Source organism: Acidothermus cellulolyticus 11B, assembly GCF_000015025.1.
In the GTDB taxonomy this organism is placed as follows: domain Bacteria; phylum Actinomycetota; class Actinomycetes; order Acidothermales; family Acidothermaceae; genus Acidothermus; species Acidothermus cellulolyticus.
The window spans coordinates 1,684,167-1,699,598 of record NC_008578.1 but is presented as its reverse complement, the minus strand read 5'-3'; the positions used below and the strand labels follow the sequence as shown (position 1 = coordinate 1,699,598).

Sequence of the window (15,432 nt, the reverse complement as noted above, 5' to 3'; positions counted from 1 at the left end):
GACGCCTCGAGCCTCGCTGGCCTGCCGGCCGCACCCAGCCGTCCGGATGGGCTCCCGACCCCCGGCTTGCGCGTCCGCCCACGCTCGGTAGGGTCGGAGTCCGTGACCGAGCCCCATCCCATGGAGATCGAGTTCCGCAGCGACGTCACCGTCGAACTGATCCGCGCCGCCGCCAGCGACGCCGACGTTCTTTTCGCCGCCCGGGTCTCCACCAAAGGAGAGCAATCCCTCGACGACGTGCACGCCGATCCGGCGCGGTCCAAAGGGCTCATCAATTACCTCATGCGCGACCGGCACGGCACACCGTTCGAACACAATTCGATGACGTTCTACGTGCAGGCTCCGATTTTCGTGTTCCGCGAAATGATGCGGCATCGGATTGCGTCGTACAACGAGGAGAGCGGCCGGTACCGTCAGCTCCGCCCGGTTTTTTACGTTCCCGCGCCCGATCGCAAACTCGTCCAGCAGGGCAAACCAGGGCATTACGAATTCGTGGACGGCACCCCTGAACAGTACAAAATCGTGGTCGAAGCGACCAAGCGGGCGTGTGAGGAGGCGTATGCGGCCTACCTGGAAATGCTCAACGCGGGTGTTGCCCGCGAAGTCGCCCGCGGCGTTTTACCGGTCGCCATATACTCCTCGGCGTACGTGACCCTCAACGCCCGGTCGCTGATGAATTTCTTGTCGTTGCGGACCCGGCGGGAGTCGAGCCGGTTTCCGAGCTTTCCGCAGCGTGAGATTGAAATGGTCGCCGAGCGGATGGAGGCCGAGTGGGCGAGGCTCATGCCGCTCACCCACGAAGCCTTTGAGGCGCACGGCCGCGTGGCGCCGTGACCGGTCCCGCGCTGTTCACCGGTTTTCCGGAATGCGCACCGCGGCACCTCGAGATCATGTCATAGTGAGAGTGCACCCCGCCGATCCTGTGGACCCCCGACTGCTCGACCGGCGGGGTGCTCCTCGCGACGATCGGGCGGTACGGTTACCACCATGACGACGTCTCTTCGCCCTGCGCCGTTCGGCCGGGTCCTTACCGCGATGGTGACTCCGTTCACCGCCGACGGGGCCCTGGACCTCGACGGAGCCGCCCGGCTCGCGACGTACCTGGTCGACCACGGCAACGACGGACTAGTGATCAGCGGGACGACCGGCGAATCACCCACGACGACCGATGACGAGAAGGAGCGGTTGTTGCGCGCCGTCCTGGACGCCGTCGGCGATCGGGCCACTGTGGTCGCCGGGGTCGGAACCAACGACACCCGGCACACAATCGAGCTGGCGCAGCGGGCGGAGAAGGCCGGAGCGCACGGCCTTCTCGTCGTCACCCCCTATTACTCCAAGCCGCCGCAGGCCGGACTGCTTGCGCATTTCCGGCAGGTCGCTGATGCGACCGGCCTGCCGGTGATGCTGTACGACATCCCCGGCCGGACCGGCACGGCGATCGAACCGGAGACGATGGTCCGGCTTGCCGAGCACGAGCGGATCGTCGCGGTCAAGGACGCCAAGGGTGATTTCGAGGCCAGTTCGTGGGTGCTCGCCCGAACCGACCTTGCCTACTACTCCGGGGACGACAAGAACACCCTGCCGTTGTTGGCGATCGGTGCGGTTGGTGTCGTCGGCGTCCCCACGCATGTGTTCGGCACCCAGACCGGCGCGATGATTGCCGCGTATCTGCGGGGCGATGTCGACGGCGCACTCGCGTTGCACCGGCAATTGCTTCCGGTCTTCACCGGATTTTTCCGCACCCAAGGGGTGATTCTCGCGAAAGCTGCGCTGCGGCTGGCCGGTCTGCCCGGCGGGCCGGTCCGCCCGCCGCTCGTCGACGCCACCGCTGAGCAGGTTGCCCGGCTGCGCGAGGACATGGCCGCGGCTGGATTCACCGAATTCGCGGAGGGCGCGGAGGAGCGGCGCGGGTGAGCCATCCCCACCCGGAACTCGGTGCGCCGCCGCCGTTGCCGCCCCACGGCCTGCGGATCGTCGCGCTCGGCGGGCTCGGCGAAGTCGGGCGGAACATGACGGTCTTCGAATTCGGCGGCCGGCTCCTCATCGTCGACTGCGGCGTTCTGTTCCCCGACCCTGAGCAGCCCGGTGTCGATTTGATCCTGCCCGACTTCGATTACATCCGCGGCCGGTTGGACGCCGTCGAGGCGCTCGTCCTCACCCACGGCCATGAAGACCACACCGGCGCGGTTCCGTTTCTGCTGCGGGAGCGGCCCGACATTCCGCTCGTTGGGTCGCCGCTCACCCTGGCGTTCGCCGAGTCCAAACTCGCCGAGCATCGCATCACCCCGTACACGTTGACGGTCCGGGAAGGCAGTCGCGAGCGGCTCGGTCCGTTCGACTGCGAATTCTTCGCCGTCAACCACTCGATTCCGGACGGCCTGGCGGTCGCGATCCGTACACCGGCCGGGCTGGTGCTGCACACCGGCGATTTCAAGATGGACCAATTGCCGCTGGACGGACGGCTGACCGATCTCGGCGGCTTTGCGCGGCTCGGCGCCGAGGGTGTCGATCTGCTGATGTCGGACTCCACGAACGCCGAAATTCCGGGGTTCGTCACGCCGGAACGGGACATCGCCCCGGTCCTGCGGGACATTTTCTCCCGGGCCGGCCGCCGGATCATCGTGGCGTGCTTCGCCAGCCATGTGCACCGCGTGCAGCAGGTGCTGGACGCCGCCGCCGCGTTCGGCCGGAAGGTTGCCTTTGTCGGGCGATCGATGGTGCGCAACATGGGAGTCGCGCGCGATCTCGGGTATCTGCAGGTCCCCGGTGACCTCCTCGTCGATGCGCGGGAAATTGATGCGTTGCCGCCGGAAAAGGTCGTCCTCATCTCCACCGGTTCGCAGGGTGAACCGCTCTCGGCCCTCTCCCGGATGGCCAACCGCGACCACCCGGTCCGGATCGAACCGGGTGACACGGTGGTGCTGGCGAGTTCGCTCATTCCCGGGAACGAGTCGGCGGTGTATCGAGTCATCAACGGCCTGGGGCGGTGGGGCGCCACCGTCATCCATAAAGGGAATGCGCTGGTCCACGTCTCGGGGCACGCGCCGGCCGGGGAATTGTTGTACGTGCTCAACCTCACCCGTCCGAGCAATTTCGTTCCCATCCACGGCGAATGGCGGCATCTTCGCGCGCACGGCGAATTGGCGAAGCTCACCGGCGTACCCGCTGACCGGGTGCTGCTCGCGGAGAACGGGATGGTCATGGATCTGGTCGACGGCAAAGCGTCGATTGTCGGCGCCGTGCACTGCGGTTACGTGTACGTCGACGGGATCTCCGTCGGCGAGGTGACCGAGGCGTCGCTGAAAGACCGGCGCATCCTCGGCGAGGAGGGCTTTGTGTCCGTGGTCGTCGTCGTGGACGCCGCCGCAGGCAAGGTGGTCGGCGGACCGGAGATCCACGCGCGCGGGTCCGGCATCGATGACGCCGCGCTGGTCGACGTCCTCCCCAAGGTGCATGAGTCGGTCGAGCGTGCCATGGCCGACGGCATGGCCGATATCGCGGAACTGGAGCAGGTGGTTCGCCGCACGGTCGGCCGCTGGGTGAACGAGACCTACCGCCGCCGCCCGATGATCATCCCCATGGTGGTGGAGGTATAGCCGAGGGTGAAGTTCCGCCTGTTCGGCGTGTGACGCCTGCGCGTGATGTGACCTCTGGGGTACCGTCGGGGACCGTGGTGACCCGTGCCCCGACCCGCCCCCGGACGCCGGCGCGCCCGGCGTCCCGGCGCCGGAACCGGCGCATGCCGCCGGCGCTGCGGGTCATTCTGCGGCTGATTCGCGCTCTCTGGTTGGGGCTCGCCCATCTGGTCGGCGGCGCCGTCCGGCTGATCGGACACCGCGCGCGTGATCTCGATCCAACCCATCGCCGGGACGGATTCGGTCTCGCCGTGCTGGGATTGGCGATCGTCACCGGAGGCGCGCTCTGGTGGCGGCTGCCGAACCCGGTCGGCGCAGTGACGGTCGCCATCGTCGCCGGTGCGGTCGGCGCGGCGTCGTACGCCGTACCGGTAGGTCTCGCCGCGTTGGCCTGGCGGATTCTCCGCCATCCGCAGCGACCGGTCGGCGAGGGTCGCCTCCTCGTCGGATGGGTTGCGCTCGGTGTCGGCGTCCTCGGCCTCCTGCACATCGCGGCCGGCACACCGGACCCGTCCCATGGCGCGCACGCGATGCGCACCGCCGGCGGCCTGATCGGCTTCCTTGTTGCGGCCCCGCTGGTTGCCGGCCTGAGCAGCTGGATCGCCGTACCGCTGCTCGTGCTTGTCGCACTCTTCGGCGTGCTCGTGGTCACGGCGACGCCGGTCAACGCGATACCGCGCCGAATCGCCGAGCTGCGGGATCGCCTGCGCCGCCGGACGGCGGTACCAGCGGCGAACCCGCCGGCCCCGGCAGGAGCAGCGGCAAGACCGAGGCGGGCACGCCGGCCCACAACCACCGACGACGCTGACGACACTGCGGAATCCCGCCCGTTCGATACCCCGCTGGTCGGCGGGAGTTCCGGGTCGGCGCCCGAGCCGGGCACGGTGGAACCGGGCGGCCGGCCGTCCACCGCCGATCCAGCCGTTCCGGCGGGCGTGGAGGGTCACTCGACGACATCGGCGGCCGCTGACGGCTCGTCGGCCGCCCGCCGCGACAAGCCGTGGCCGCGCGCCGAGCAACTCCTGCTCTCCGGCGACATCACCTACCACCTGCCGCCGCCGACGCTGCTCCGGGAAGGCACGCCCGCCAAACCGCGGACCCGGGCCAACGAGACGGTCGTCGCGGCGCTGACCGACGTCCTCCAACAGTTCGGCATCGACGCGACGGTCACGGGATTCACCCGAGGCCCGACGGTGACCCGTTACGAGGTCGAGTTGGGTCCGGGCGTGAAGGTGGAACGGGTCACCGCGCTGTCGAAGAACATCGCCTATGCGGTGGCGAGCGCCGATGTCCGCATCCTCTCGCCGATCCCCGGCAAATCCGCGATCGGCATCGAAATCCCGAACGCCGACCGGGACCTCGTGAGCCTCGGCGACGTGCTGCGGTCACCGGCCGCCACCTCGGATCACCATCCGATGGTCGTCGGCCTCGGCAAGGACGTCGAGGGGCGCTACATTTGCGCAAACCTCGCCAAGATGCCGCACCTTCTGGTCGCCGGTGCCACCGGCTCCGGGAAATCCACCTGCATCAACACGATCGTCACGTCCATCCTCACCCGGGCGACCCCGGACGAGGTGCGGATGGTCCTCGTCGACCCCAAGCGCGTTGAACTCTCGCACTACGACGGAATTCCGCACCTGGTGGCGCCGATCATCACCAGCCCGAAGAAGGCCGCCGAGGCCCTCCAATGGGTGGTCCGCGAGATGGAGATGCGGTACGACGATCTCGCGGCATCCGGTTTCCGGCACATCGACGACTTCAACCGGGCGGTGCGGAAGGGTCAGCTCCGGCCGCCGCCCGGCAGTGAGCGGGTGTACCGGCCGTACCCGTACCTGCTGGTGATCGTCGATGAGCTCGCCGACCTCATGATGGTCGCCCCGCGGGACGTCGAAGACGCGATCGTGCGCATCACCCAGCTTGCGCGGGCCGCCGGCATTCACCTTGTCCTTGCCACCCAGCGCCCGAGCGTCGACGTCGTCACCGGTCTGATCAAGGCGAACGTGCCGTCCCGGCTGGCGTTCGCCACCTCCAGCCTTGCCGACAGCCGGGTCATCCTCGACCAGCCGGGGGCCGAGAAACTCGTCGGACTCGGCGACGCGCTCTTCCTGCCGATGGGGGCCAGCAAGCCGCTCCGCCTGCAAGGCGCGTTCGTCACCGAGAGCGAAGTGCAGGCCGTCGTCGCCCACTGCAAGCAGCAGATGCAACCGACCTACCGGGACGACCTGCTCGCCGAGTCACCCGCGCGGCGCGCTCTCGACGACGACATCGGCGACGATCTCGACCTCCTCTGCCAGGCCGTCGAGCTGGTCGTCACGACCCAATTCGGTTCGACCTCGATGCTGCAGCGCAAGCTCCGCGTCGGTTTCGCGAAGGCGGGCCGGCTCATGGATCTCATGGAGACGCGCGGGATCGTCGGTCCGAGTGAGGGCTCCAAGGCCCGCGACGTCTTGGTGAAACCGGACGACCTGCCGTCGATCCTCGCCACCCTCCGCGGGAATTGATGGTCCCGCCTGGCGGCCGTCAAGATCCGGGGAATTTTGTCGAGACGACGATGACGGCATAGACTCGGGCGCGAACTCGATAGCGGAATTGCTCCCGGAGCACCGGGGGAAATTCCCGGTATCGAGAAATTCCCCCGAACCGCACCACCCGACAGTGCCCGCCGTCCGCCCATCGGTCAGGGAGTCGTCGTGTCGATCGGTCAGAGCCTCGCCGAAGCCCGGGAACGCGCGGGTCTGTCCATTGAGGACGTCGCGGCTCGTACCCGGCTGCGGGCCAGTGTCATCCGGGCGATGGAGAACGACGATTTCTCCCTCTGCGGCGGGCACTTCTACGCTCGTGCGCACCTGCGGACGCTCGCCGGCGTCGTCGGGATCGATCCCGCGCCGCTGCTCGCCGAGTACGACGCGAGGTACGGCCGGAATGAAGACGACGACGTCACCGCCAAGCTTGCCGAGGTGGAGACCGCCAGCAAGTTGATTGCCCGCACGCAGGAGCTGCGCCGGACCAGTTGGGGATCGCTCGCTCTCGCCGCCCTGCTCGTCGTGATCATTGTCGCGGTCGGGGCCCAACTGCTGACCAGCCACGGCCGCACGCCGTCCCGGGCGTCAGGTCCGGTGGGTGCGCCGTCCAGCGCGTCGGGGCCGAGCCCGTCGGCAGCCGCGACACCGTCCATCAGCGCGGTGCCGTCCTCCGGTTCCCCGTCGCCGCCACCGACCGGGGCGCCGTCGAGTGCGGTCGCCGAGGCCGGCGTGAAGGTCGTCGTCCGGGTGACGACGGCCAAATGCTGGGTCCTGGCTCGCGCTTCGGATGGCACCACGCTCTACCAGGGGATCATGAATCCGGGGGACGTCCAGACTTTCACTGATCCACAACAGATCTACCTGAAACTGGGTAACGCGCCAGCTACCGATCTGGTCGTCAATGGGGTGGAGATCGGCGCGCCGCCGAGTACCAACGACGTCGCCGCGTTCACCTTCGGGCCGGGACCGCCGAACGTCGGTCAGGGCTGACCGCGCAGCTCGGTAGGCTGCACCCGTGCCCGCCTCGCGTACCGTCCGGTTGATCCGCCTCGGCTGCGCGCGCAACGACGTGGACGCCGAAGAGCTCGCGGCCCGGCTCGTCGACGCCGGCTGGCGGCTCACCGAGGCGCCGTCCGCCGACGTCACCGTGGTGAACACCTGCGGTTTCATCGAAGCGGCGAAGCAGGAGTCGATCGACACCTTGCTGGAGGCCGCCGACGGTTCCACCCGGGTGGTCGCGGTAGGCTGCCTCGCCGAGCGGTACGGAGCCGCGCTCGCCGACGCGATGCCCGAGGCGACCATCCTGTCGTTCGACGACTATCCCGTGATCGCGCAGCGGCTGGAGGATGTGCTCGCCGGCCGGCCGCCCGCCCCCCACACACCGCGGGACCGTCGCACGCTGCTGCCTCTGACACCGGTGGATCGCCCGCGCGCCGCGGCCGAGGTTGGCATTCCCGGCCACCTCGGCGGACCCCGGGTGCTGCGCCATCGGCTGGACGATTCCCCGGTCGCGCCGCTGAAAATCGCCTCCGGCTGTGACCGGCGCTGCACGTTCTGCGCGATTCCGTCGTTCCGCGGCGCGTTCGTCTCCCGGCCGCCGGCCGACATCCTGCGCGAAGCGCAGTGGCTCGCCGATCACGGCGCGCGCGAAATCGTGCTGGTCAGCGAGAATTCCACCTCCTACGGCAAAGATCTCGGTGACCCCTTTGCGCTGGAGAAGCTGCTCGCCGCATTCGGCGGCGTCGACGGATTGGTGCGCGTGCGTGTCACCTATCTGCAGCCGGCGGAGGTTCGCCCGGCCCTGATCGACGTCATCGCGACCGCCCCGCACGTCGCGCCGTACTTCGACCTGTCGTTCCAACATGCGAGTCCGCGCGTGCTGCGCCGGATGCGCCGGTTCGGCGGGAGCGAGGAATTTCTCAACCTCCTTGCCGAGATTCGACGCCGCAATCCGCGGGCGGCCGTTCGTTCCAATGTCATCGTCGGATTTCCCGGCGAAACCGAGGAGGACGTCGCCGAACTTGGGGAATTCCTCCGCGCCGCCCGGCTGGACGGCATCGGCGTCTTCGGATATTCCGACGAAGACGGCACCGAGGCCTCCGGATTCCCGGAGAAGATTCCCGAACAGGAAATCCGGTCCCGCGTCGACGACATTGCCGGCATCGCCGAGGAGGTGACCGCGGACCGGGCCCGCGCCCGCCTTGGCGAGACCGTCGACGTCCTCATCGACGGCGTGGACGACGACCGGCCGGACGCCTGTTACGGCTATACGGAGGTGCAAGCCGTCGACGTCGACGGGGTCACCGTGCTCCGCGACTGCTCCGCGGCCCGCGGCGCGCTGGTCCGAGCCGAGATCGTCGAAATCGACGGGGTGGATTTCCTCGCGGCTCCGGTGACGGGTTCAACGGCTGGGACGCCGTCCGGCGCAACGGTGGAGGGGTAATGCCCGACCCGCAGCGGAGATCACCGTCCTCGACCCCACCCCCGGTGGGTATCGCGAACCTCGCCAACGGTCTCACCACCGTCCGGCTCCTCCTCGTTCCCGTCTTCGCCGTCCTGCTCGCCTTTGGCGCTGACGGCACCGCGCATCCGCAGTGGCGGTACGCAGCCACCGGGGTCTTCGTCATCGCATCGCTCACTGACCGGGTGGACGGCGAGATCGCAAGACGCCGGGCGTTGATTACGACCTTCGGAAAGATCGCAGATCCGATCGCGGACAAGGCGTTGATCGGTGCGGCGCTCATCGGCCTGTCGGCGATCGGGGCGTTGCCGTGGTGGGTGACGGCGGTGATTCTCGGTCGGGAGTTCGGCGTGACCGCGCTCCGGTTCTGGGTGATTCGCAACGGGGTGGCGGCGGCGAGCAGCGGCGGCGTGCTTGCCGCGAGCCAGGCCGCCAAGGCCAAGACCGTCGCGCAGGCGGTGGCGATCGGGCTGTATTTGCTGCCGGTCTCCGGAGTCTGGGGCACCGCCCGCTTCTGGGTGATGATGATCGCAGTTGCGATCACCGTGGTGACCGGCGTCAACTACCTGTACCGGGCGATCCGGGTGCGCAGGCGGCAGCGGTCGGAGGCCGCGGCGGTTCGCGCGACGATCGCGCAGTCGTGACGCATCGGGGTCGGCACGGTGAAGGCTGAGGTCGTCGCGATCGGCACCGAGCTCCTTCTCGGTGACATCGTTAACGGCAACGCCGCCTGGCTCGGTCAGGCGCTTGCTGAACTCGGCGTCGACGTCGAGCAGATGGCGGTGGTCGGCGACAACGTCGCGCGCATCGCGGAGGTGCTCGGCGCTGCAACGCGTCGCGCCGATGTCGTGGTCGCCACCGGCGGGCTCGGTCCCACCCAGGATGACCTGACGCGCGAGGCACTGGCGGAGCTTGCCGGCGTCCCGTTGGAGCGGGACCCGGAGATCGAGGCGGCGCTGCGGGCCCGGTACGCCGCACTGGGACGGGCCGATTTTCCGCCGATGAACCTGCGGATGGCGGACCGGCCCCACGGGGCCGTGCCGTTGCCGAATCCCGCAGGGACGGCGCCCGGGCTGCGGATGACCGTCGGCAATGCCGTGATTTTCGCGCTTCCCGGAGTGCCGGGGGAGATGCGGGAAATCTTCCGGCGGTGGGTTGCCCCGGAGCTGGCGGAGCGTGCGGGCCCCGGAACCGTGCTCCTCTCCCGGGTGCTGCGGACGATCGGGGTCTGGGAGTCGGAGGTGGCCGACGCCCTGGCCGACCTTGACGCGGAGCTTGCGCTGCGTGGCAATCCCACGCTGGCCTACCTTGCCTCCGAGGGGCAGACCAGGGTGCGGATCAGCGCCAAGGCAGCGAACCGGGACCTTGCCGCCGCAATGATCGCCGAGGTCGAAGAGCGGGCTCGGATTGCGCTCGGTGACGCCGTCTATGGCGCGGACTCCGACACGATCGAGGCCGTCGTGCACCGCCTCTTGACGGACGCTGGTGCGACGGTGGCAACCGCGGAGTCGCTCACCGGGGGTCTCGTCGGAGCTGCGCTCACCGAGACGCCGGGAGCGTCGGACGTGTACCGCGGAGGTGTGATCGGCTACACGGTGGCTGCGAAAGTCGAGCTGTTGGGACTTGCACCGGAGCTGATCGCCGCTCGCGGGGTAGTTGATCCCGAGGTGGCGGTCGTGATGGCGGAGAGCATCCGAAGCCGGCTCGGTGCGACGTACGGTGTCGCGACCACCGGTGTCGCTGGACCGGCCCGCCAGGACGGCAAGCCGGTGGGGACGGTCTACGTGGCGGTTACGGCAGAGGGTGGACCGACGGTCCGCGACGTGCACCTCTCCGGGGATCGCCAGCGCATTCGGCGGCAGGCGGTGAATATCGCGCTGGACTTGCTGCGCCGGCGGCTGCTCAACCTTCCCCCGGAACCCCAGCTGCGCCGGCGTCGAAGCTAGCGGAACCGGAAGCAGAACCGGCGAAGTCATCCACTCGCCGGCACGATCTGCCGATGGGACGGGGTACGGTGAAAGTGCGGCTGCGACGACCAGCGGCGCAGCCGGAGTCCGACAAGGAGGGCGCGTTGATCCTGCTGCGAAGGCTGATCGGCGATGCGCTGCGTCGCCACCGGTTGCGCCAGGAGCGCACCCTGCGCGACGTCTCAGCGGAAGCCCGGGTCTCGCTCGGCTACCTCTCCGAGATTGAACGCGGCCAGAAAGAGGCGTCGTCCGAGCTGCTCGCGGCCATCTGCGATGCGCTGGGCGTCCACTTGTCGGACGTGCTGCGTGAGGTGAGTGACGAGCTGCGGGTTCTCGAGGCAGCGCAGATGCCGTCGTACGAGCCGGACGCCGATGGCCGGCGCCGGGAGCGGGTGACCCGGCGGGGCGGCGACGGCGCGTCGGTCGACGATCGACTCACCGCGGCACTTACCGAAACGCTGGTTGCCGCTGCCAACACCGATGCCGTCACGCATCCGGACGACGACCGGCCGAGTCCGTCGGATCGGCTCACCGTTCCGGTGTGACCCGTGGTCCGGCGTGTGGGACGCCGATGAGCCGGTTTCCCCGGTTCCGCACGCTGAGAGACCCCGCACGCCGGGAAACCGTCACGGCCAGATAAAACCGAACCCCTTCGGCTCACCAGTGCTCGGCCGAGAGGGCAAAGCCCCGGGGGGGTGGGCCGAAATCCCTTGTCGCGTAACGTCTCCGCGAGCGGTGTGCCGAGGATGGGCCGGCCGTTGACCCGCTCGAGCTGCAGCCGGCCGGTTTCGCCGGCTCGGACACTGGCGGCGAGCGCCTCGATTGCGGCGAGGAGAGCGTCTGCGTCGGCGGTGAGGACGTCGATGCCGCGGCCGCCGCTCTCGACGTACAGCACCGGCGCGCCGTCGACGGTGACGACCCACGCTTCGGGACGCCGTCCGACTCGGCCGCTGCTTCCCTCCGGCCACGGCAATGCGGCGCCGTAGGGGTTCGCGGGGTCAGCCGCGGCCAGAACCAGCGGCCCGGCGGTCTCCCGGTTCGCCGCGCGCAAGGCGTCGATTGCCCCACTGACGCCGAATTGGGCGCCGCCAAGAGCCGTGACGAAGTAGCCGCGCCGGCAGGCGCCGGCAGCCTCCATCGTCGCGAGGACCGGGTAGATGCCGCCGAAGCCGCCGCGCACGTTCTCGGCTTCGACAACCGGTCTGGCGGCCACCCCGTACCGGTCGAGAAGCGCCTGGGCCAGCGCCCGCGCCCGGCGTTCCTCGTCGGATTCCCGCGCACCGATCAGGCTCCAGCGGCCGGCGGCCGTCGGCGGGCCGAGACGCGAGGGCAGGATAGGCCGGCCGCGTGGCCGGCTGCCGGGTCGTTGCGTCAACCGGGCTCGCAGGGGGGCAAGGGTGTCGTTGGTCAGCCAGCCGGCGAAGACCAGATCCCACAAGGCGCGTTCGAGCTCCTGATCGTCGAGGCAGCGCACCCGGTCGGCGATGGTCCGGAAGAACAGCGCACCGGACGACGCAAGCAAATCGACGACGTGACGATGCAGAACCGGCAGTTCGTCCAGCGGCATCGGCGGCGGCAGCAGGGACGCCGCCGCGTCGGTGGGGCAGAGCACGATCCAGCCGTCGGCGGGCCCGTTCGTGCCGGCGCCCGATCGGGCGCCGGCGCCGCGTGTTCCGGAACCCGTTCGTGCCCCGGCACCCGTCCAGGTCACCGCGCCGCTTGCGGTGAGTTCGTCGAGCAGCGCCGGGTGGTACCCGGCAATCCGCCGTGCCAGGATGGCCTGTTCCAATTCGGACGCCGGAAGACGCGCTCCCCGGAGTTGCTCGATGACGGCGTACAGACCGTCGACGCCGGTCAGCGGACGGCGTACGTGCTGCCAGGACGGCAAGAACCGCGCGAAGGCACGGGCAGGGACGGGCTCGATTTCTGCGCGCAGTTTCGCAAGGCTTCGACGCCGCAGCGTGCGAAGAATATCGGCGTCGCAGTACTCGCCGGCTCCGCTGCGTACGAGGACTCCCGTCGTCACGAAATGGTCCAGGACCGCATCGAGCTGCCGGTCATCGGCTGCTAGTGCCGCGGCGAGGTCCCGGCGGCTGAACGGCCCGCGGCGGGCTGCGAACGCGCGCACGGCGTCGTCCAGCGTGGGCGTCGGTGATTGCGGCAGCGAGGCGAGTTCCTGCTCGACGGCGGCGACGATGCCCGGGTCTAAAATCTCGGCGAAATCGTGTTCGCCCAGCAATTGCGTGAGCAGCGCGGAGTCCAGCGCGAGCGCGTGCACCTTGCGTTCCGCCGGCGGGACGTCGTTCTCGTACAGGTAGGCCGCCAGATAGCCGAAGAGCAGACTCCTGGCGAACGGTGACGGAACCGGGGTTTCCACTCCCACAACGGCGATCCGGTGGGCGGCAATGTCGCGGAGGATGCGTTGCAATCCGGGCACGTCGAAGACCTCGTGCCAGCATTCGCGCACCGCTTCCAGAACGATGGGGAAATCGGGCAGATCCACGGCGGCGCTGAGCAATTGAGCGGCTCGCTGCCGTTGCTGCCAGAGCGGGGTACGGCGCTGGGGGAACCGCCGGGGAAGCAGCAGGGCCCGTGCCGCGCACTCCCGGAATTTCGCCGCGAACAAGGCGGAATTCGTCAGCTCCCCGCGGATGGCATCGGCGGCCTCATCCGGGTCGATCGTGACGAGGTCAAGGTCCGGCGGCCGATCGGCAGCGGGCAGGCGGGCGACGATTCCGTCGTCGGCGTGCATGACGGCGGTCTCAATGCCGTACCGCTGCCGGATGCGCGCGGCGATGGCCAGCGCCCACGGGGCGTGCACCTGACCGCCGAACGGGGAATGCACGACGAGCCGCCAGTCACCGACTTCGTCCCGGAACCATTCGACGACGATGGTCTGGTCGTCGGGCACGACACCGGTGGCGGCGCGTTGGTCGGCGAGGTAACGCAGGGCATTGTTGACGGCGAGCTCGTCGAAACCGGCGTCCCGCAACGCGGCGGTCGCGGTGACCTGGTCGGTTGACGAGAGCACGCGGAGCGTTTCGCCGATGGCGCGGCCAAGGTCGAACGGCCGGGCCGGTGCGTCGCCGTGCCAGAAGGGTGGAATTGCCGCTGCTCCGGGGGCCGGGACGACGACGACCCGGTCCGCGGTGATATCGACGATGCGCCATTGCGCGGATCCCAGGGTGAAAACCGTGCCGGGTCGGGATTCGTACACCATTTCCTCATCGAGCTCGCCGACCCTCGTGGGTTTGTCTGCGCCCGCCAACACGACGGTGTACTGGCCGCGGTCCGGGATCGTCCCCGCGTTCGTGACCGCGAGGAGGCGCGCACCGGGACGTGCGGTGACCCGGCCGCTGCTGCGATCCCAGTCGATGCGCGCCTTGAACTGGGCGAAATCGTCTGAGGCGTACCGGCCGGCAAGCATCGCGAGAACGGCGTCGAACACATTCGGGCGCAGGGTATGGAACGGGGCGGCGCGCCGTACCAGCGTGAACATGTCGTCGTCCGACCAATCGTCGGTTGCGGCCATCGCCACCAGCTGCTGGGCCAGGACGTCCAGCGGATTCTCCGGAACACGGACGGCTTCAATCCGCCCGTCCCGCATCCGCTCCACGACGACCGCGGCCGGAATGAGTTGACTCCGGTGCTTGGGAAAAATAATGCCGCGTGACACGGCGTCCCGTTGATGTCCGGCGCGGCCGAACCGCTGCATGGCGGCCGCCACGCTCGGCGGCGGCTCGGCGTGGACGACGAGGTCCACCGCTCCCATGTCGATGCCCAATTCCAGGCTGCTGGTGGCCACGACCGCCGGAATCCGCCCGGATTTCAGCAATTCTTCGGTGACGTGACGCTGCTCACGGCTCACCGAGCCGTGGTGCGCCCGCGCGAGTTCGCCTGGAATTCCGCGCCGTGCCGCCTCGTCATTCAGCTGGGCGGTCAGCCGTTCGGCGAGACGACGCGAATTCGTGAAGACGATTGTCGACCGATGAGCGGTGATGAGGTCGACGAGTCGGGTCACGATGTGCGGCCAGATGGACGAACGGGCGGGCGTGTCGGCGTCCGGTTCGTCGGCGGCGCCGGGCGGCGGGTCCGGCGGCGATGTCATGTCGGCGACCGGCACGGAAACGCGAATGTCTAACTCTTTCCGCGCCGATGGGTGGATGACCCGCACCGGACGCCCGCCGCCGAGGAACCGCGCCGCCTCAGCCGGCGGACGGACGGTCGCCGACAGGCCGATGCGCTGTGCCGGGCGGCGGAGGAGCGCCTCCAGGCGCTCCATGCTCAGCGCGAGGTGCGCACCCCGCTTATTTCCCGCCAGGGCGTGAATTTCGTCGATGATGACGGTGTCAACACCGCGCAGCATGTCACGCGCCTGGGATGTCAGCAGCAAAAACAACGATTCCGGCGTCGTGATGAGAATGTCCGGCGGATTCTTCACCAATGCGCGCCGTTGCGCGGACGGAGTATCGCCGGTGCGCACCCCGATCCGAATATCGGGTAGCTGAACGCCGGTTTCGGTGGCGAGTCGGCGTATGGCGGTGAGCGGGGCGCGGAGATTGCGTTCAATGTCGGCAGCGAGAGCGCGCAGCGGGGAGACGTACAGGACGCGCGCCGCGGGCGGTTCGGCCCGCGGTTCCGTCAACAAGCGGTGAATCGACCAGAGAAACGCGGCGAGGGTTTTTCCCGACCCGGTGGGTGCAATGAGCAGCGCGTGATCGCCGCCTGCGATGACCCGCCATGCCTCGGCCTGGGCCGCCGTCGGAGCGCCGAAGGTTGTGGTAAACCAGCGGCGGAGCAGGGGAGTGAACACCTCGAGTGGTTCACCGGTCACCTCTCGATTCTGC

At 69.1% G+C, this 15,432-nt stretch carries 9 protein-coding genes and 1 pseudogene; 9 read left to right on the top strand and 1 reads right to left on the bottom strand.

Annotated elements, in window-relative coordinates; genetic code table 11:
* Window positions 1-120: 120 nt before the first annotated feature.
* From thyX to ACEL_RS12935, 9 genes are all read left to right on the top strand, one after another.
* Window positions 121-834: an FAD-dependent thymidylate synthase gene (thyX, locus tag ACEL_RS07755; RefSeq protein WP_041835012.1), complete on the top strand. Its 714-nt coding sequence runs from the start codon at window positions 121-123 to the stop codon at window positions 832-834.
* A gap of 153 nt (window positions 835-987) precedes the next feature.
* Window positions 988-1,914, top strand: a complete 927-nt coding sequence (dapA, locus tag ACEL_RS07750) for a 4-hydroxy-tetrahydrodipicolinate synthase (RefSeq protein ID WP_011720338.1) — start codon at window positions 988-990, stop codon at window positions 1,912-1,914.
* Complete coding sequence (locus tag ACEL_RS07745) at window positions 1,911-3,596, top strand: ribonuclease J (RefSeq protein ID WP_011720337.1); 1,686 nt, start codon at window positions 1,911-1,913, stop codon at window positions 3,594-3,596. The genes dapA and ACEL_RS07745 overlap by 4 nt, the downstream gene beginning before the upstream one ends.
* Window positions 3,597-3,739: 143 nt before the next feature.
* On the top strand, window positions 3,740-6,136 hold the full coding sequence (locus ACEL_RS07740) for an FtsK/SpoIIIE family DNA translocase (RefSeq protein ID WP_148204569.1): 2,397 nt from the start codon (window positions 3,740-3,742) through the stop codon (window positions 6,134-6,136).
* Window positions 6,137-6,325: 189 nt separating this feature from the next.
* Window positions 6,326-7,147, top strand: coding sequence for a helix-turn-helix domain-containing protein (locus ACEL_RS07735; RefSeq protein WP_011720335.1), 822 nt, complete (start codon window positions 6,326-6,328; stop codon window positions 7,145-7,147).
* Window positions 7,148-7,172: 25 nt separating this feature from the next.
* The gene (gene rimO, locus ACEL_RS07730; protein WP_011720334.1) at window positions 7,173-8,600 is read left to right on the top strand and encodes a 30S ribosomal protein S12 methylthiotransferase RimO; all 1,428 of its coding nucleotides are present in this window, start codon (window positions 7,173-7,175) and stop codon (window positions 8,598-8,600) included.
* Window positions 8,600-9,262 carry a CDP-diacylglycerol--glycerol-3-phosphate 3-phosphatidyltransferase gene (gene pgsA / locus ACEL_RS07725; protein WP_011720333.1) on the top strand — a complete coding sequence of 221 codons (663 nt, stop codon included), beginning with the start codon at window positions 8,600-8,602 and terminating at the stop codon, window positions 9,260-9,262. The genes rimO and pgsA overlap by 1 nt, the downstream gene beginning before the upstream one ends.
* An 18-nt stretch (window positions 9,263-9,280) precedes the next feature.
* A complete protein-coding gene (locus tag ACEL_RS07720; protein WP_011720332.1) occupies window positions 9,281-10,564 on the top strand; it encodes a competence/damage-inducible protein A in 1,284 nt (427 codons plus the stop codon).
* Between the two features lie 125 nt (window positions 10,565-10,689).
* Complete coding sequence (locus tag ACEL_RS12935; RefSeq protein WP_083760641.1) at window positions 10,690-11,130, top strand: helix-turn-helix domain-containing protein; 441 nt, start codon at window positions 10,690-10,692, stop codon at window positions 11,128-11,130.
* 491 nt (window positions 11,131-11,621) lie between these two features.
* Here the strand turns inward: ACEL_RS12935 and ACEL_RS12930 are convergent.
* Window positions 11,622-15,398, bottom strand: a pseudogene (locus tag ACEL_RS12930) (DEAD/DEAH box helicase); the annotation flags it as partial.
* Between the last annotated feature and the right edge of the window lie 34 nt (window positions 15,399-15,432).

Coding starts and splice junctions, on each gene's coding strand:
- pgsA (WP_011720333.1), top strand. CDS start 8,600: ATGCCCGACCCGCAGCGGAGATCACCGTCCTCGACCCCACCCCCGGTG.
- ACEL_RS07740 (WP_148204569.1), top strand. CDS start 3,740: ATGCCGCCGGCGCTGCGGGTCATTCTGCGGCTGATTCGCGCTCTCTGG.
- thyX (WP_041835012.1), top strand. CDS start 121: ATGGAGATCGAGTTCCGCAGCGACGTCACCGTCGAACTGATCCGCGCC.
- dapA (WP_011720338.1), top strand. CDS start 988: ATGACGACGTCTCTTCGCCCTGCGCCGTTCGGCCGGGTCCTTACCGCG.